We start from the raw sequence: 17,191 nt of genomic DNA, 5'->3' as shown, positions 1-17,191 counted from the left end.
TGGCGGCCCCTCCCCGTGGCATGTTGGGGGTGTGACGACTCCTTGGCCTGTGCCTGAAGCCCAGATCCCTGTTGGTACCCACCCCGCGCTGGCGGCGACCGCGCGGGCCGCCGCGCGCGCCTACGGCGAAGCCAGGGGGCGGTACACCCGGTTGGAGTTGCGGGAGGAGGTCGCGCTCGGGGCGGACGGGACGCCGACCATGCGGGTGGACCGGATCGTGGAGGACGCGATCCTGGAGGCTTGCGTCGAGGTCGGGGTGAACCTGCTGTCGGAGGAGGCCGGGTTCGTCGACAACGGGTCCGCGGCGACGTTGTGCATCGACCCGGTGGACGGGTCGGCCAACGCGGCGCTGGGGGTGCCGTTGTCGTGCTACGCGGGTGCGCTGGTGCTGGACTCGGAGCCGGTTGAGGCGTTGACGGTGTGGTTCGACACCGGGCGGGCCTGGGGGGCTCGGGTGGGGGAGGCCGCGGCGTTCCGGACCACCGGGCGGACGTCGTTGGACGGGGCTTCGGTGTGTTTGCTGCGGCCCAAGCGCGGGACTGAGGAAGCCTGGATGCGGGTTGCCAACCGGGCTGATCGGATTCGGGTTCTGTGCACGACTTGTTTGGAGACGGCTTTTGTGGCCGAGGGGGCGGTGGACGCGTTCGCCGATCCAGGGTCGGATACGCATCGGTTGATGGATTTGATCGCGGCGTTGGTTACGGTGCCTGCGGCTGGTGGGGTTTTGTTGGACTTGCGGGGGCGGCCGTTGGAGTTCGACTTGGATTTGACGCGGAGGTGGTCGGGGATCGCCGCTGCCACGCCTGAGCTGGGGGATGAGCTGATCAGCACGATCCTTGGGTGAGGGTGGAAGGTTGAAAGTCAAGAGATGTGAAGTCAAGAGCTGAAGGGCACGCCTCGCCGGCGGGGCAGACCTCCAAAAAAGAGGGGACACGGGCTCTGCCGGCCGGTGACTGTTGGGGTGGTGGTCTCGTTTACCACTGCGGTGGGCGGGGTCCCTCTTCTCCGTTCGGCCTCCTTTCAGGCAAGCACAGGCGTCAAGACGCCGTTTGGCACCCCGGTCTGCCGCATAATGCGGCGGCATCTTGACACCTGCGCTCGGGCTTCGCCAGGCCAAACGGAGAAGAGGGACGCGGGAGTGGGCGGCTGCGGGCTCGCTGCGCTCGCCCTGCAGCCCGCGAGGCTGCTCGACCCGCAGTCCGCGAGGCTGCTCGCCCTGCAGCCCGCGAGGCTGCTCGACCCGCAGTCCGCGAGGCTGCTCGGGGTGGGGTGCGGTGGTTGGGTGGGGTGCGGTGGAACAGGGTCTTGGGTGGCCCGTCAGGTGGAAGGTGGTGATGCCCCGTGGTGCAAGCCCGTCGTGAGCGCTATCGCGCCGAGACGCGGGAAGAGGCCAAGCGGATCGCGTTGGAGCAGCTTGCGGCGTTGGGCGTCGAGGGGGTGTCGGTCAACGCCATCGCCAAGCGGATGGGGATCACCGGGCCTGCGCTCTACCGGTACTTCAGCAGTCGTGAAGACCTGCTGACGGACCTCATCCGGGACGCGTACGCGGATGTCGCCGCGCTTGCGGACGCTGCTGTCGCCGCCACCGTCGAGCTGGGTGGCGCGGCGCGGTTCCGGCACTTCGCGGGGGAGTTGCGGGGGTGGGCGTTGGCTCAGCCGCACCGGTACCTGCTGCTGTACGGGACGCCGGTTCCCGGATATCGGGCGCCCGAGGACACGTTGGTCACCGCTCATCGGGCCATGAGTGCGTTCCTGCTGGTGTTCCGGCAGGTGCACGGTGAGCGGAGCGTGAAAAACGTGGGGGGTGCGACCGTCGGTCGGGTGCGGGCCGATGAGGTGAACGGGGCTGGGGGTGCTGGTGGGGAGTCCGAGTTGGACGTTCAGCTGGCCGGGTGGGTCGCGGCTCGGGGAGGTGGGGAGATGCCCTCCTCCGTGCCGTTGACCGCGTTGCGGGCCTGGACCCGGCTGCACGGGGTGCTCAGCCTCGAGGTCTCCGGGCAGTTCGGGGCGATGGGGTTCGACCCGGCCCTGCTGTACGGGGCCGAGGTCGAGTCGCTGGTCTCCGGCGGCTAGTCGCCTGGCCTGGGACGGACCAGGCAGTCCGGGCCGGGGTAGACCAAGCCCTCGTGGCCGTCCTCGAAGCGGACCAGGTAGGGCGGGGCCCCCTCGGGACCCCGCACCTCCACGATCTTGCCGATCCGCTCCTGGATACCGACCACGTGCCCCTGGACCTGAAGTTCGTCGCCCACTGTCGCGTGCATCCGCCCACCTCCGGCGCGATCCGATCGGACAGCTCCCGAAAGTACCGCCAAGTGCAAGATCGCGCTGGTCAGGGGCGCGGTGGCGGTCGGCCGGGCGGACGTGCGGTCACGCGCAGGCGGACGTCAGCCTGGCCACCCGGTCCAGCTTCTCCTGCGACCACTCGGCGATCGACGACGGGCTCAGGTCCTGCAGGGTGACCTGTTCCATGGTCGTGGAGACGCCCTCGATGGCCTCGCGCAGCGTGGTGTCGGCGGACTTGTCGGCCAGCGCCCCCAGCTCCTCGGCCTTCTTCTGCGTCTCCTCCAGCGCCTTCTGCGGGTCGGTCGCGTCCGGGGTGAACCCGGCCAGCGCCAGCGCCTCGGTGCACAAGGTCACCTTGTCCAGCGCCTGGCTCGCGTCGTTCACGGCCTCGTTGGCCTGCTGCACGCTCTCGCAGGCCGACAGCGACCCGATCACGCCGAGCGCCAGCAGGAACGTCACGGCGGTGCGTCGTGCGCGCATGGTGGTACCCCGTCTCAGGATCGTCCGTTTCGTCCGACTCTACCGGCGCGCGTAGAGCCGCCGGATCACTTCTCCGATCTCCGGCTCCTCCACGACCAGGTCGTGCACCTCGGCCCGCGTCGCGACCTCGGCGATCAGCGCCGCCGCCGTGGTGTCGGCGCGCCGGAACGCCAGCCGCTGCCGCAGCCCGCCCTGCTCGACCGAGACCGACGCGACGCCGGGCAGCCCGGCCAGGTCCGCGGGCGCGGCCAGCTCCACGACCAGCACCCGCTCCGGGCTGACCTCGTGCCGCAGGTACTTCAGCGGGCCGTCGGCCAGCACCGTGCCGCGGTCGATCACGACCAGCCGGTGGCACAGGCGCTCGATGTCGTCCAGGTCGTGCGTGGTCAGCAGGAGCGTCGTGCCGCGCTTGGCGTTCAGCTCGGCCAGGAACTCGCGCAGCCGCTCCTTCGACTCCAGGTCCAGCCCGATCGTCGGCTCGTCCAGCACCAGCAGCTCCGGGTCGTGCAGCAGGGCCGCGGTGATCTCGCCGCGCATCCGCTGCCCGAGCGAGAGCTGCCGCACCGGCGTGTCCAGGAACGGGCCGAGGTCCAGCAGGTCGGCGCACTCGGCCAGCCTGCGCGCGTAGCTGCGCGCGTCCACCCGGTAGATGGCGCGCAGCAGCTCGAAGCTGTCCACCAGGGGCAGGTCCCACCACAGCTGGGTGCGCTGGCCGAACACCACGCCCAGCCGCCTGGCCACCTCGCGCCTGCTCCTGGTCGGGTCCAGGCCGGACACCAGCACCCGGCCGGACGTCGGCACCAGGATTCCGGTGATCATCTTGATGGTGGTGGACTTGCCCGCCCCGTTGGGCCCGACGTAGCCGACGGCCTCGCCCTCGGCGATGTCGAAGCTGACCCCGGCCACGGCGGTGACGACCCGCCGCTCCCGCCGGAACCGGCCGATCTTGCGGGAGAGCGTGAACTCCCGGCACAGCTCGCGCGCCTCGATCATGATCCTGTCCCCCGGTAGTGGCGGACCGCGAAGCGCCACACCAGCCCGGCTGCGCTGGCGCTCGCGACCGCGATCAGCGGTGAGATCCAGCCGAGCCAACCGGGACCGCCCAGCGGGTCGGGGCGGCCCAGCAGCGCCAGGGCCGGGTAGTACGCGATGAACGCGAACGGCAGCGCGAACGCCATCGCCCTGCGCAGCGCGGGGCCGTAGATGGTGATGGGGTAGGCGGCGAAGGCGTTGCCGCCGTGCGTGACGGTGTTCGCGACCTCCTGGCCCTCGATGAACCAGAACGACACGGCGCTCGCCGCCACCCACACCGAACCGAAGATCACCGCACCGCACAGCGGGGTGGTGACGGCCAGCAGCAGGAGCCACGGCGTCCAGTCGATGTCGTTGTGCAGCAGCGCGTACACCGTCACCCCCACGCCGCTCGCGACCCGGCCGAACCTGCGCAGCCGGATGTCGGACACCATCAGCTGCGGCAGCGTGCCCAGCGGTCTGGTGAGCAGCGCGTCGAACGTGCCGTCCCGCAGGTAGACCGGCAGCTCGTCGAGCTGGCCCGCGGTCAGGTCGGCGATGCCGAAGGCCGTGCTGGACAGGGCGTACACCAGCAGCACCTCGTGCACGGTGAACCCGCCGAGGTCGGTGATCCTGGTGAACAGCACCAGGATCACGACCAGCTCGACCAGCTGCCCGCCCGCCTGGGCGACGCACTCCAGCGCGAACGAGACCCGGTAGGACATCTGCCCGCGCAGCCGGGCGCCCACGAGCCTCGGGTAGATCGGCTCACCCACCCTGCACCACCACCCGGTGCACGGCGGTGCGCAGCACCAGGTGGCCCAGCGCGCTCGTGCCGATCGCGGACACGAGCTGGTGGCTCAGCAGCAGCCACGGCGACCCGACGCCGAGGAACACGTCCACGGGGGCCTGGAGGATCGCCGGGAACGGGGTCGACCACAGCAGGTCCCTGCCCCACTCGGGCAGGAAGGCCAGCGGGACGGCCAGGCCGGACAGCAGCGGGATGACCACGCCGTAGACGCTGAGCAGGCCCCGGTTGTCCAGCAGCCAGAACGCGGTGCAGTTGATCATGAACCGGATGTTGAAGCTCACCACCAGGCCCAGCGCCGCGCTGACCGCGAACACCGGCAGCAGTTCCGGGGCGGGCCAGCGGAACGGGAAGAACAGCGCGCCCACCGCGACCGGCGGCAGCAGCCGGGCCAGCGCGGCGTGGCAGGCTCGGCCGACGTCCTGGGCGAACAGCGCCGCCTGCAGGTGCCACGGGCGGTACAGGTCGACCACGATGTTGCCGGTGCGGATGCGGTCGGAGAGCGTGCTGTCGCCCCACAGGACCACGAACGCCATCAGGCCCTGCCCGAGCCACACGTACGTCGTGGTCGCCGTCGTGTCGTAGCCCCCGCCGTGGCCGACGGGGGCGATCGCCGCCGTGAGCACGGCGGTTCTGAGCAGGCCGAACATCACGTTCGCGGCGATCCCCGCGAAGGTTGCTCGCCGGTAGGTGGAGTAGCGGCGGAAACCGGCCAGCGCTAATCGGGCGTAAGCGCGCACCCTCATGACCCTATGCACTCGCCGGCCCCCTTTGGGGTGGAACAGCCGCCGCTTGCTCCGAACCGGGGACGGGATGAGCGATATCTGTGAAAAGCCTTGCGGGAGACGGGTGATGATGCCTGTGCGGGGTGTGGGGAACCGCAGTGTTCCGCGCTGGGACAGGTGAGGTGACGACGCGGTGTGAACACGCGGGGAATTAGTCCACCTGACGGGTGAGTCCCGTACGGGTGAGGTTGCAATCGGAAGTTGTAGCCGGCTCCGGTTCGGTCGGGAGCGCTCCCCGAGCGAACCGGAGCCGGGGCGGTCGCGCCTACGGCAGCGCGGCCCGCACCTCGACCCAGCGCCGGGCGCGCTCGCGCAGGTCGGCGTCGTCGACCAGCGGTGCCACCGCGTCGAGCACGGCGGTGATGCTCCGGTGCTCGCGCAGCACCTTCACCTCGGACCTCGGCAGCGCGGCCGTCGCCGCGCGCTCGGCGGCCTCCTCGGCGGTCATCGCGGTCTCCGACAGCACGTCGGCTGCCAGGTGGTCCGGGGTCTCCGCGCCCAGCTCCAGCAGGTGGCCGCGCAGGGTGAAGCGCTCCACCACGGAGGGGGTGCGGCGGTGGCTGTACCGCTCGGCGCCGTAGGAGGCGGCCAGGCCGACCGCGCCCCAGGCGATCCTGCGGCGGGCGGGCAGCGCGCCGTCGGAGACGTGCTGGAGCGCCACCAGCCTGATCCAGGTCCAGTCGTTCGCGTCGCTCACGGCCGCACCGCCACGGGGGTGGTGGGCACGGGGTGTGTGAACGCCGTCGCGGGCGAGCCCGCCGACCCGCCGGGGGCCCCGTCCGCGCGCCAGTCGGTTCGGCGGGCTGTGCGCGGGCGCACCGGACCTGCGGGCGCTCGCCGCGCCGCATTCCGGTTCTCCCCCCGCGCCGGGTGGGGCAGGACGGTCTTCATGGGCCAAGCCTACGAGAGCGGGCGCAACCCGATGATCCACCCGGCCCAGCGGGGAGGGGGCCGGGTGGGGCGGTCGCGCTCAGGAGCCGAACGCGCTGGTGGTGACCACGCCACCCTCCTGCCTGCCCGCCAGGCAGTGCACGTAGTTGCGGTCGCCGTCGGACTTGGCGACCGCGGAGATCTCCCAGCCGGTGGTGTCCACGCCCGCGCGGGTGTTGGCCTTCATCGCGGTCGCGGTGCACACGTTCGCGACCTCGGGGGCCTGGAGCAGCTCCTCGGAGGCGACCTGCGGGATCGACCCGGACAGCCAGGTGCCCGCGAACGCCTCCCAGTAGTGCTCGTTCGCGCAGTCGCCGAGCATCCGGGCGGTGGCGGCCATGCCGCCGATCTGCACCAGTCCGGCGTAGCAGGTCTGCTCGGCGACGCAGTAGCCGGTGTCGCAGGGCTTCGTGCGCGGGGGCGGCAGGTCGTCGTCGGACCCGGCGGAGTCGGAGGACGTCACCGGGCCGTTCTGGCCGCTGCCGGAGGAGGTGGACTGCTGGGTGCGCTGGGAGGCGATCAGCCAGGTGGCGCCGGAGACCAGGACGAGGGCGAGCACGACCCCCAGGATCAGTGGCCAGGCTCGGCGGGGTGGTTGCTGGATGACGACGTACTGCGGTGGGCCGGAGTGCTGCTGGGGACCCGAGTGCTGACCGGGGTGGGGCGGGCCCGAGTGCGGCTGGGCGGGGTGCGACTGGGCGCCGTGGGGGAGCGGGGACAGGACCTGGCCGGGTGGGAAGAAGCCGGGTGGGAACGAGCCCTGCGGGCCCGAGCCCTGGTTCTGGGGGAAGCCGCCGGGTGGGGTCGGCTGCGGGTGCGGGGGTGGCGTGCCGTGCGGGGGTGTGCCGGGTGGGGCCTGGGCCGGGCCTGAGGCGCGTGGCCAGGAGAGCTGGGGCGTGCCCTGGCCCGGCGTGGCCTGGGGGCCGCCCTGGGCGGGCGGTGGGGCGCCCGCCGGGGTGGTCGGGGCGGAGAACGGGGACGGCAGCGGGCCGCGGTCCAGCTCGTCGCGGAACTGGGCCGCGCTGGAGGTGCGGTAGGCGGCGTCCGGTTCCAGGGCGCGCACCAGCGCCGCGTGCAGGTCGTCCGGGCAGCCGGGCACGCGCTCGACCGGGGTGCGCAGCACCTCGCCGAGGTGGTCGAACGACTCGATCGGCCACGGCACCGGTCTCGGCGGCCTGCCCGCCAGCAGGTCGTACAGGGTCGCCGCCAGCGAGTAGACGTCGCCCGCCGCCGTGGGCGGCACCATCGCGAACGCCTCCGGCGGCGCGTAGCTGGGGCTCAGCGCGTCCCGCGTCACCGACGACGCGCCGTCGGCGTCCAGCAGCGCGGCCAGGCCGAAGTCGGCGATCTTGGCGGTGCCGTACCGGTCGAGCAGCACGTTGCCGGGCTTGAGGTCGCGGTGCAGCACGCCCTCGCCGTGCGCGGCGGCCAGCGCGTCCGCGAGCTGCACGCCGAGCCTGCGCACCCGGTCGCCGTCCAGCGGGCCGTTGGCGCGCAGCAGGTCGCCGAGCGTTCCGCCGGTGCACAGCTCCATCACCAGGTACGGGGTGCCCTCGGCGGTGAAGTTCGCGTCGTGCACGGACACCACGTGCGGGTGCCCGGACAGGCGCGCGGCGGCGTGCGCCTCCCGCAGGAAGCGCCGCCGGTCGCGCTCGGTCCGCAGCACGCGGTGGTCCACCTTGACCGCGACCTCGCGGTCGAGCTGCACCTGGCGCGCCCGGTACACGGTGGCGAAGCCGCCCTGGCCCAGCGGGGTCATGTCGGTCAGTCCCGGCAACTGCACGGGCGGACTGTAACCCGGAGGTCCGACAGCCACGGGCGGGTTCAGGCAGCCGCGGGGTTCAGGCGGCGGTCGACTCGCACACCAGGTCGACGATCGCGCGCAGCGCCTCCCGGTCGACGACGGCGGGGTCCTCGGCCAGCCACGCGCCGACCTCGTCCAGGAACACCTCGGGCGTCATCGGCGGCACCAGCGCCCCGTCGGTCGGGTCGACGGTGACCTCGCCCGCCCGGCTCGGGTACACCAGCAGCACCGCCCGCACCTCCAGGTGCGGCAGCAGGGCCCGGTACTCGGCGAGCCCGCGCGGCAGCCGCGTGCCACCGCCCCGGAACAGGTGGCCGTTGCGCCACAGCGACCCGTCGTCCCCGGTCTGGTAGTGGCCGGGCAGCCAGGACTTGGACTCGACCAGCACCAGCCGCCGCCCGCACAGCACGGCGTGGTCGATGTCGACGAACACCGAGTCCGGCCAGGCCAGGCCGTGGAACACGCGGGCGCCGGGCAGCCGGGTCAGGTACTCGGAGAGCAGGTCGGCGGTCAGCCGCTCGCACACCCGCTCGTCGTCCACCTCGCCGCGCACCACCTCGGTGTCGACCTCGGCCGCGAACGCCCGGTCCGTGCGGGTCGCGGCCAGGTAGCGGCGCACCAGCCGGAACGCCCAGGCGGCTGCGGCGGCGACCATCGCCAGCCACACCACCAGGCCCAGCGGGGACAGGTCGAGCGCGAACACGGGGAGGAGCAGGAAGAACCAGGCGCACAGCGCGGTGAGGGCGGGCGCGTGGCCCGGCGAGGCGACCGGGGCGTACCGGACGCGCTGCCCGGTGTCGACCAGCCGCCACCAGCCGAGGTCGTCCGGGTCGACGTCGGGCTTCGGAGGTACGAAGTCGGGATCGTCGCCGAACGGGCGGTTCCAGGGCGCCCGTCCCGATCTTGGCGGCCGGGTCGCGGAACCGGACCGGGGCCCGGAGCGCGGGTGCGCCCACCCCCGGTCGTAGGCCCGGCGGCGAGCCGGGTCGCGCAGGGTGTCATATGCCTCCTGCAGCGCTCGGAAGCCCCCCGAAGATCCACCGGCGTCCGGGTGCATGACCTTGGCCAGCGACCGGTAGGCGGACCGGATCTCGGCCGAGGAGGCCTCGCGCTCGACGCCCAGAAGCTCGTAGTAGTCCACCCCGCGCACGGGGCAGACCTTATTGCGCCGCGCCGATCCCGTGTCCACAGGTCCGTCTCGTGGCTAGGGTGTGCGGTGAGAGCCTGGTAGCGCAGCGGTTGACGCGCCCCGCCCTGGCGGGGAGGACGCCGGTTCGAATCCGGTCCGGCTCGCTTGTGCCGCGAAGCGGCATCAGGCGGCTCCACCACTGGAACCCCGCCTGAGTGGGCAACTCCCGCGAACCCCCGGTCGCCGCGACCGGGGGCGCGGGTTGCCAGGTCAAGAGCAGTCCAGCACCAGCCGCCCACCGCTGAACCGGGGCCGCAGGTCCCCCCGCGCCTCGATGCTCCGCACGTCGTGCGGCCGGACCTCCTCGATCGCGCTGAACGCCAGCACGTCCGCCACCCCGTACCGCCCGTGCAGCGCCCGCTGCCCTGGGAAGCGCAGCGCGGTCCCCTCCACCCGGTCCCGGTGCGCCAGCGCGGCCCGCAGCGCGCCCGCGACCAGCTCGGACGGCCCGGCGACCCGTTCCACCCCGCCCTCGTGCAGCGCGATCCCGGACCCGCGCTCCACCAGCGTGGACACCACGTTCCCGGACGGCGCCTTCGGCAGCCGGAACGACAGCGCCCAGTGCGGCCCGACGTCGTGCGCGCACACCACCGCCGCCTCGTAGAGCAGCGAGCCGTGCAGCGCGAGCGCCGCGCTTTCGGCGCTCGCGGGGTCCTCGTGTCCCGCGTTCACCCCGAGCCACGTGGTCATGCGACGCAGATTAGTCCGATCGGGTGACGTTCAGATATCCGACGAATGGCCGAAATTCCCCTTCCGGGCGAGTTCGCGCGCCCCGCCCGGATCAGGGGCGCTAGACCGGCAGCAGGTCGAACGAGCCCAGGAACGGCAGCATCCCGATGTTCTGCAGCGCGGCCAGGGACAGCCACACCGCGCCGACGGTCACGGCGGGCCCGACGATCCGCATCTCCACCGCGCCGCCGGTCTTCATCCGCATGATCTTCGGCGGCGCGATCGGGTACCAGGTCTTGCCCGCGATCGGGATCGGCCACGCCATCGGGCAGCCCTGCTCGGTGATCGCGTCGCCGACGTAGTGCGCCACGCAGCCCACGGCCACCGCGATGCCGAGCGCGGCGGCGTTCGCGGCGGTCTGCGCGGTCCACATCACGCACAGCGCGGTGATGCCCGCCGACACCACGGTGATCAGCAGCGCGTCGTGCTTGTTCGACCAGTCCTTCATGATCCCGCGCACCGCCAGGCCCGCGAACGCGAACATCAGCAGCGGCAGCGCCCACTTCTGCGACTGCTGCACCACCGCCGTCGTGCCGAGCGCGCACAGCAGCGCGAACACGAACGTGTGGGTCAGCGCCCGGTGCCCGCCCTCGCGGTTGGAGTCCCGCTTGGTCCTGGTCAGCTTGTAGACCCAGCTGCTGAGGGTGTTCAGCGCCCCGGACAGGCCCTGGCTGATCGGCCCGAACGCGCGGGCGATCGTGGACGACGGGTGGTCGATGTCGGGCATCAGCGCGGCGCCGGTGGCGAGCACCGCGCCGACCGTCCAGCTCTGCGGCGAGAGCTGTCCGATGGGATGGTTCTCGGCGAGCGCGGTCACCGCCGCCCAAGCCAGCAGACCGCTCATGGCGTGCGTGGGTCCGGTCGACATGGTGCCCCCTCCAAGATCGTGACTGGAGGTTAAGGCATTGTGATGCCCGATCCCTTTTTCACCCGTGAGTGGCGCACGCAGCATGACATAGCAGTACGCTTGTCCTGCTTGCATTGCCGCGAGAGGAGCGCACCCGAGTATGGGCAAGATCAAGGTTCAGGGGACTGTCGTCGAGCTCGACGGCGACGAGATGACCAGGATCATCTGGCAGTTCATCAAGGACAAGCTGGTCCACCCGTACCTGGACGTCAACCTCGAGTACTACGACCTGGGCATCGAGCACCGGGACGCCACCGACGACCAGGTCACCATCGACGCGGCCAACGCGATCAAGAAGCACAACGTGGGCGTGAAGTGCGCCACCATCACGCCGGACGAGGCGCGGGTGGAGGAGTTCGGCCTCAAGAAGATGTGGGTCTCGCCCAACGGCACGATCCGCAACATCCTCGGCGGCGTGGTCTTCCGCGAGCCGATCATCATCTCGAACATCCCCCGGCTCGTCCCCGGCTGGACCAAGCCGATCATCATCGGCCGCCACGCCCACGGCGACCAGTACAAGGCCACGAACTTCAAGGTCCCCGGCGCGGGCAAGCTGACCGTGACCTTCACGCCCGAGGACGGCTCCGCGCCGATCGAGCACGTCGTCGCCAACTACGGCGCCGACGGCGGCGTGGCCATGGGCATGTACAACTTCAACAAGTCCATCGAGGACTTCGCGCGGGCCTCGTTCTCGTACGGCCTGCAGCGGAACTACCCGGTGTACATGTCGACCAAGAACACCATCCTCAAGGCGTACGACGGCGCCTTCAAGGACATCTTCCAGCAGGTGTTCGAGGCCGAGTTCAAGGCCGAGTTCGACGCCAAGGGGCTCACCTACGAGCACCGCCTCATCGACGACATGGTCGCCGCGGCCATGAAGTGGGAGGGCGGCTACGTCTGGGCGTGCAAGAACTACGACGGCGACGTGCAGTCCGACACGGTCGCGCAGGGCTTCGGGTCGCTCGGCCTGATGACCTCCGTGCTGATGACCCCGGACGGCAAGACCGTCGAGGCCGAGGCCGCGCACGGCACCGTCACCCGGCACTTCCGCCAGCACCAGGCGGGCAAGCCGACCTCCACCAACCCGATCGCGTCGATCTTCGCCTGGACCGGTGGCCTTAAGCACCGCGGCAAGCTCGACGGGACCCCCGAGGTCACCGGGTTCGCGGAGACGCTGGAGAAGGTCATCATCGAGACCGTCGAGAGCGGCAAGATGACGAAGGACCTCGCGCTGCTGGTCGGTCGTGACCAGGAGTGGCAGACCACGGAGGACTTCCTCGCCACGCTGGACGAGAACCTCCAGAAGAAGATGGCGGGCTGAGGCCGCACGTCTTCTCGGCGGGCCCGGTCGCTTCGGCGGCCGGGCCCGCCGGGTTTTCCGGGGTTCGTCCGGGCTGGCGGACTGGCGGGCCGGTTCCGGTCACGCAGGGTCGTCGGGGTACGCCCGTCCGATGGGCCTGGTGGGTGGTTCGGGTGTCGGGGAGTTCCGCGCCGGGGGTGGGGTGGCTATACCCCAGGTCGAGGAGGTGTCCCATGCCCATGCGCGTGGATGCGCCGTTCCGCGGGGTGCGCGGGCTGGTCGTGCTCGGGGTCGTCGTGGTCGCGGTGGCGATGTACGCGATCAGCGGCGGGCAGCGGTTCGGGTCGGGGGCGCCCGACCCGTGCCGGGTCGAGGTGGCCGTCGAGGTGCTGGAGGTGCGCGGCGGGCCGGACGCGGCGCTGCCGGTGCTGTCGACCGCGCCGAGGGGGGCGGTGCTAAACGCGCAGCGGGTCGTGCAGAACGGGTTCCGGCTGCTGGCCGACGACCGGTGGGTGGCGCAGGAGGGCGTGGCGACGGCCGCGGGGGCGGACTGCGGGTGAGGTGGGCCGCCGTGCTCGCGGGCGCGTCGGGCGTCCGGTGTGCTCTGATTGTCCGGTGTTCCTGAGCTGGCGGCGCGGCAAGCGCGACGAGATCATCACCTGCTCGTGCGAGCCGGACTGGCCCGAGCTGGTCTCCGACCTCGACGGGCACCCGGTGCGCGGGCTGCCGTCCCCGGACGGGTCGAGCCCGATGGTGATGATGCTGGGGCTGGTGGCGAAGTGCGCCCGGTGCGGCGCGCGCTACCCCCGCGGGTGGACGGTGGCTGACTAGGCTGGGCCGGTGCTGACCGTCTCCACCGTCAACGTCAACGGCCTGCGAGCCGCCGCCAAGAAGGGCTACCTGGAGTGGCTCGCCGCCACCGGGGCCGATGTGGTGTGCCTCCAGGAGGTGCGGGCCGAACCGGGGCAGCTGGCCGACGAGGTGCGCGACCCCGAGGGGTGGCACTCGGCGCACGCGCACTCGGCGGTCAAGGGCCGCAGCGGCGTCGCGGTGCTGACCCGCGAGCAGCCGACCGCGGTCCGGGTCGGGTTCGGGGTCGAGGAGTTCGAGCACTCGGGCCGGTACGTGGAGGTCGAGCTGACCGGGCTGGTGGTCGGGTCGCTGTACCTGCCCAGCGGGGAGGTCGGCACCGAGCGGCAGGACGAGAAGGACCGGTTCATGGCGGCGTTCCTGCCGTACCTGGTCGAGCTGCGGGAGAAGGCGGCTGCGGACGGGCGGGAGGTGCTGGTGTGCGGGGACTGGAACATCGCGCACCGGCAGGCGGACCTGAAGTCGTGGAAGACGAACCAGAAGTCGGCCGGGTTCCTGCCGTACGAGCGGGAGTGGCTGGGGTCGGTGTTCGAGAGCGGCTACACGGACGTGGTGCGGGCGCTGCACCCGGACGTGGAGGGGCCGTACTCGTGGTGGTCGTACCGGGGGAAGGCGTTCGACAACGACTCCGGGTGGCGGATCGACTACCAGGTGGCGAGCGAGGGGCTGGCTGCCCGTGCCGAGACGGCCGTGGTGGAGCGGGCGGCGACCTACGCGGAGCGGTGGTCGGACCACGCGCCGGTGACGGTGGAGTACCGGGACTGAGCCGGGCGGATCGGGCACAATCGCGGGTGGGAGGTGGCGCCGTGCACGAGGCGATCGCGACCAGGCTGGCCGAGGTGCGGGACCTGTGCCGCGCGCTCGGGGTCCGCCGCCTCGACGTGTTCGGCTCCGCCCTCGGCGACTCGTTCGACCCCGAGTCCAGCGACGTCGACCTGCTCGTCGAGTTCGACGCCCGGCCGGGGTTCGACCACTTCGGCAGCTACTTCGCGCTCCGCGAGGGCCTGGAGCGGATCTTCGGGCGGCCGGTCGACCTGGTGAGCAGCGCGAGCATCCGCAACCCGTACTTCCGGCAGCGGGTGATGGAGAGCCGGGAGCAGGTCTATGCCGCGTGACCCCCGCACCTACCTGTGGGACGCCCGGCAGGCGGTCGGCCTGCTGCGGCAGTTCGAGATCGTCGGCGAGGCGCTCAACCAGCTCCGCAAGGTCGACGCCGAGCTCGCGGCGCGCATCCCCGACGTCAACCGGATCGTCGCCTTCCGCAACATCCTGATCCACGGCTACGCCTCGGTCGACGACGCGCTGGTGTGGCAGACCCTCACCGACAAGGTCCCGGTCCTGGAGACCGCGCTCGACGGCCTCCTCGACGGGGCCGGCGGCTGACCCGGCACTGGTGCGACCGGGTGACTCCGCTGCGTGACCGCAGCTCTGCGGGTCCCCCTTGACCAGGCCGGCGTGTGCCAAACCCGCTGCGGCGATCATCACGCTCCGCACCGGCCGGGGAATACCCTCCGCCTAGGCTCGTTGACGTGCCCGTGGACATCCCGATCACCCCGCCCTCTCCGGCGCCCAGCGCCGCCGCCCTGCGGCGCGCCCTGCGGCGGGCCGCCGACGGGGCCGTGCTCGACGCCACCGAGGCCGCCGTCCTGCTGCACGCGCGCGGGGACGACCTCGACTCGTTGCTGGCCTCCGCCGCCAAGGTGCGGGACGCCCACCTGCTCGCCGAGGGGCGGGCCGGGGTCGTCACCTACAGCCGCAACGCGTTCATCCCGCTCACCCGGCTCTGCCGGGACCGGTGCCACTACTGCACGTTCGCCACCGCCCCGCACAAGCTCGACGCGCCCTTCCTGGAGCGCGACGAGGTCGTCGCCATCGCCCGCGAGGCCGCCGCCGCCGGGTGCAAGGAAGCGCTCTTCACCCTCGGCGACCGGCCCGAGGACCGGTGGCACCAGGCCAAGGAGTGGCTCGACGCGCGCGGCTACTCGTCCACGCTCGACTACCTGCGCTCGTGCGCCATCGCGGTGCTGGAGGAGACCGGGCTGCTGCCGCACCTGAACCCCGGCGTGCTCAGCTGGGAGGAGTTCCAGCGGTTGCGGCCGGTCGCGGCCAGCATGGGGATGATGCTGGAGACCACCTCCGAGCGGCTCTGGAGCGAGAAGGGGCAGCCGCACCACGGCAGCCCCGACAAGGAGCCCGCGGTGCGGCTGCGGGTGCTCACGGACGCGGGGCGGGTGAACGTGCCGTTCACCACGGGCATCCTCATCGGCATCGGCGAGACCATCGCCGAGCGGGCCGAGTCGCTGCTGGCCATGCGGGCCGTCGCGCGCCAGTACGGGCACGTGCAGGAAGTGATCATCCAGAACTTCCGGGCCAAGTCCGACACCGCCATGCGCTCCACGCCGGACGCCGACCTGAACGAGCTGGCCGCCACGATCGCCGTCGCCCGGCTGGTCATGCCGTCCACGACCAGCGTGCAGGCCCCGCCGAACCTGGTCGGCGACGAGTTCGGGCTCATGCTCCGCGCCGGGATCGACGACTGGGGCGGCGTGTCGCCGGTCACGCCCGACCACGTCAACCCCGAGCGGCCCTGGCCGCAGGTCGACCGGCTCGCCGAGGTCACCCGCGAGGCCGGGTTCGAGCTGCGCGAGCGGCTCGCCGCCTACCCCCGGTACACCCGCGCCACCCCCGGCCAGTGGATCGACACCCGGCTCACCGCGCACGTCGCCGCCCTCGCGGGCGAGGACGGGCTGGCCGTCCCGGACGCGCCCGTCGTCGGCCGCGAGTGGCAGGAGCCCGACGCGGCCGACACCACCGGGCGCGCCGACCTGCACACCGCCGTCGACACCGAGGGCCGCACCGGCGACCGGCGCGGCGACTTCGACAGCGTCTACGGCGACTGGTCCGCGCTGAGCGTGCCCAAGGCCGTCGAGCGCCTCCCCGAGGACACCGCCCGCGCCCTGCGCCTGGCCGCCGACGCCCCGCACCGCCTCCTCGACGACACCGACGCCGCCATGGCCCTGCTCACCGCCGACGGGCCCGCCCTGGAGGCCATGGCCCGCCTCGCCGACGACCTGCGGGCCGACGCCGTGGGCGACGACGTGACCTACGTGGTCAACCGCAACATCAACTTCTCCAACGTCTGCTACGTCGGCTGCCGCTTCTGCGCCTTCGCCCAGCGCGAGCGCGACGCGGACGCGTTCCGGCTGTCCACCGACGAGGTCGCCGAGCGCGCCCACGAGGCGTGGCTGGAGGGCGCCACCGAGATCTGCATGCAGGGCGGCATCGACCCGCGGCTGCCGGTGACGTACTACGCCGACGCCGTGCGCGCCATCAAGCGCCGCGTTCCGGGGATGCACGTGCACGCCTTCAGCCCCATGGAGATCGTCAGCGCCGCCGCCAAGGCGGGCGCCAGCGTCCGCGACTGGCTCACCGAGCTGCGCGAGGCCGGCCTGGACACCATCCCCGGCACCGCCGCCGAGATCCTCGACGACGACGTCCGCTGGGTCCTCACCAAGGGCAAGCTGCCCACCGCGACCTGGCTCGACGTCGTCGGCACCGCGCACGAGCTGGGCATCCGCTCCTCGTCCACGATGATGTACGGCCACGTCGACCACCCCGGCCACTGGCTCGGCCACTTCCGCGTCCTGGCGGGCCTGCAGGACCGCACCGGCGGCCTCACCGAGTTCGTCGGCCTGCCGTTCGTGCACCGCAACGCCCCCATCTACCTGGCGGGCGTCGCCCGGCCCGGCCCCAGCCGCCGCGACAACCGGGCCGTGCACGCCTTCGCCCGCATCGCGCTGCACGGCCGGGTCCCGAACATCCAGTGCTCCTGGGTCAAGCTCGGCGACGAGGGCACCGCCGAGGTGCTGCGCGGCGGGGCCAACGACCTGGGCGGCACGCTCATGGAGGAGACCATCAGCCGCATGGCGGGCTCCGAGCACGGCTCCGCGCGCAGCACCGCCGAGCTGGCCGCGACCGCCGCCCTCGCGGGCAGGCCCGCCCGCCAGCGCACTACGACGTACGGCCCAGCGGGGGTCGCCGGGTAGACCCCGGGTGCGGACGCCAGGGCGGTCGTGGCTAGGGTCTGCGGCTGGC

At 72.4% G+C, this 17,191-nt stretch carries 19 protein-coding genes and 1 tRNA gene; 10 read left to right on the top strand and 10 right to left on the bottom strand.

What is annotated here, in order from left to right:
* The first annotated feature begins 49 nt into the window (after positions 1 to 49).
* Together AMIR_RS32175 and AMIR_RS32170 are read left to right on the top strand one after the other, a co-directional pair.
* Positions 50 to 844 carry an inositol monophosphatase family protein gene (locus AMIR_RS32175; RefSeq protein ID WP_015805175.1) on the top strand — a complete coding sequence of 265 codons (795 nt, stop codon included), beginning with the start codon at positions 50 to 52 and terminating at the stop codon, positions 842 to 844.
* A gap of 497 nt (positions 845 to 1,341) precedes the next feature.
* Positions 1,342 to 2,073 carry a TetR/AcrR family transcriptional regulator gene (locus tag AMIR_RS32170; protein ID WP_015805174.1) on the top strand — a complete coding sequence of 244 codons (732 nt, stop codon included), beginning with the start codon at positions 1,342 to 1,344 and terminating at the stop codon, positions 2,071 to 2,073.
* Here AMIR_RS32170 and AMIR_RS32165 read toward each other — a convergent pair.
* The 8 genes from AMIR_RS32165 to AMIR_RS32130 all read right to left on the bottom strand — a co-directional run bounded on the left by AMIR_RS32165 (position 2,070) and on the right by AMIR_RS32130 (position 9,251).
* A complete protein-coding gene (locus AMIR_RS32165) occupies positions 2,070 to 2,261 on the bottom strand; it encodes a DUF1918 domain-containing protein (RefSeq protein WP_015805173.1) in 192 nt (63 codons plus the stop codon). The two genes, AMIR_RS32170 and AMIR_RS32165, sit on opposite strands and share 4 nt — an antisense overlap.
* 106 nt (positions 2,262 to 2,367) lie before the next feature.
* Positions 2,368 to 2,763 carry a bacteriophage spanin2 family protein gene (locus AMIR_RS32160; protein WP_015805172.1) on the bottom strand — a complete coding sequence of 132 codons (396 nt, stop codon included), beginning with the start codon at positions 2,761 to 2,763 and terminating at the stop codon, positions 2,368 to 2,370.
* 39 nt (positions 2,764 to 2,802) lie between these two features.
* The gene (locus AMIR_RS32155; RefSeq protein ID WP_015805171.1) at positions 2,803 to 3,756 is read right to left on the bottom strand and encodes an ABC transporter ATP-binding protein; all 954 of its coding nucleotides are present in this window, start codon (positions 3,754 to 3,756) and stop codon (positions 2,803 to 2,805) included.
* Complete coding sequence (locus AMIR_RS32150) at positions 3,753 to 4,550, bottom strand: ABC transporter permease (protein WP_015805170.1); 798 nt, start codon at positions 4,548 to 4,550, stop codon at positions 3,753 to 3,755. Before AMIR_RS32150 ends, AMIR_RS32155 begins: the two co-directional genes overlap by 4 nt.
* On the bottom strand, positions 4,543 to 5,328 hold the full coding sequence (locus AMIR_RS32145) for an ABC transporter permease (RefSeq protein WP_015805169.1): 786 nt from the start codon (positions 5,326 to 5,328) through the stop codon (positions 4,543 to 4,545). The genes AMIR_RS32150 and AMIR_RS32145 overlap by 8 nt, the downstream gene beginning before the upstream one ends.
* A gap of 304 nt (positions 5,329 to 5,632) precedes the next feature.
* The gene (locus AMIR_RS32140; RefSeq protein WP_015805168.1) at positions 5,633 to 6,064 is read right to left on the bottom strand and encodes a hypothetical protein; all 432 of its coding nucleotides are present in this window, start codon (positions 6,062 to 6,064) and stop codon (positions 5,633 to 5,635) included.
* Between the two features lie 273 nt (positions 6,065 to 6,337).
* Positions 6,338 to 8,080: a serine/threonine-protein kinase gene (locus AMIR_RS32135; protein WP_143760986.1), complete on the bottom strand. Its 1,743-nt coding sequence runs from the start codon at positions 8,078 to 8,080 to the stop codon at positions 6,338 to 6,340.
* Between the two features lie 58 nt (positions 8,081 to 8,138).
* Complete coding sequence (locus AMIR_RS32130) at positions 8,139 to 9,251, bottom strand: J domain-containing protein (RefSeq protein ID WP_041837172.1); 1,113 nt, start codon at positions 9,249 to 9,251, stop codon at positions 8,139 to 8,141.
* Between the two features lie 70 nt (positions 9,252 to 9,321).
* Here AMIR_RS32130 and AMIR_RS32125 point away from each other — a divergent pair.
* Positions 9,322 to 9,394, top strand: a tRNA-OTHER gene (locus AMIR_RS32125).
* Positions 9,395 to 9,500: 106 nt separating this feature from the next.
* Here the strand turns inward: AMIR_RS32125 and AMIR_RS32120 are convergent.
* Entirely contained in the window at positions 9,501 to 9,980 is a 480-nt protein-coding gene (locus AMIR_RS32120; protein WP_015805164.1) for a hypothetical protein, read from the bottom strand.
* Between the two features lie 100 nt (positions 9,981 to 10,080).
* On the bottom strand, positions 10,081 to 10,887 hold the full coding sequence (locus AMIR_RS32115) for a metal-dependent hydrolase (protein WP_015805163.1): 807 nt from the start codon (positions 10,885 to 10,887) through the stop codon (positions 10,081 to 10,083).
* 139 nt (positions 10,888 to 11,026) lie between these two features.
* Between AMIR_RS32115 and AMIR_RS32110 the strand changes: the two genes are divergently transcribed.
* From AMIR_RS32110 to AMIR_RS32080, 7 genes are all read left to right on the top strand, one after another.
* Entirely contained in the window at positions 11,027 to 12,247 is a 1,221-nt protein-coding gene (locus AMIR_RS32110) for an NADP-dependent isocitrate dehydrogenase (protein WP_015805162.1), read from the top strand.
* 212 nt (positions 12,248 to 12,459) lie between these two features.
* Positions 12,460 to 12,786 carry a hypothetical protein gene (locus tag AMIR_RS32105; RefSeq protein ID WP_015805161.1) on the top strand — a complete coding sequence of 109 codons (327 nt, stop codon included), beginning with the start codon at positions 12,460 to 12,462 and terminating at the stop codon, positions 12,784 to 12,786.
* 55 nt (positions 12,787 to 12,841) lie between these two features.
* Complete coding sequence (locus tag AMIR_RS32100) at positions 12,842 to 13,057, top strand: hypothetical protein (RefSeq protein WP_015805160.1); 216 nt, start codon at positions 12,842 to 12,844, stop codon at positions 13,055 to 13,057.
* Between the two features lie 9 nt (positions 13,058 to 13,066).
* Complete coding sequence (locus tag AMIR_RS32095) at positions 13,067 to 13,861, top strand: exodeoxyribonuclease III (protein ID WP_015805159.1); 795 nt, start codon at positions 13,067 to 13,069, stop codon at positions 13,859 to 13,861.
* Between the two features lie 41 nt (positions 13,862 to 13,902).
* The gene (locus AMIR_RS32090; protein WP_015805158.1) at positions 13,903 to 14,211 is read left to right on the top strand and encodes a nucleotidyltransferase family protein; all 309 of its coding nucleotides are present in this window, start codon (positions 13,903 to 13,905) and stop codon (positions 14,209 to 14,211) included.
* On the top strand, positions 14,201 to 14,479 hold the full coding sequence (locus AMIR_RS32085; protein WP_015805157.1) for a HepT-like ribonuclease domain-containing protein: 279 nt from the start codon (positions 14,201 to 14,203) through the stop codon (positions 14,477 to 14,479). Before AMIR_RS32090 ends, AMIR_RS32085 begins: the two co-directional genes overlap by 11 nt.
* A gap of 146 nt (positions 14,480 to 14,625) precedes the next feature.
* Positions 14,626 to 17,142, top strand: a complete 2,517-nt coding sequence (locus AMIR_RS32080; protein WP_015805156.1) for a bifunctional FO biosynthesis protein CofGH — start codon at positions 14,626 to 14,628, stop codon at positions 17,140 to 17,142.
* The last annotated feature ends 49 nt before the right edge of the window (positions 17,143 to 17,191 follow it).

Origin of the sequence: Actinosynnema mirum DSM 43827 (assembly GCF_000023245.1) — a bacterium.
Lineage (GTDB): Bacteria > Actinomycetota > Actinomycetes > Mycobacteriales > Pseudonocardiaceae > Actinosynnema > Actinosynnema mirum.
This window is presented reverse-complemented; position numbering and strand designations above follow the sequence as displayed.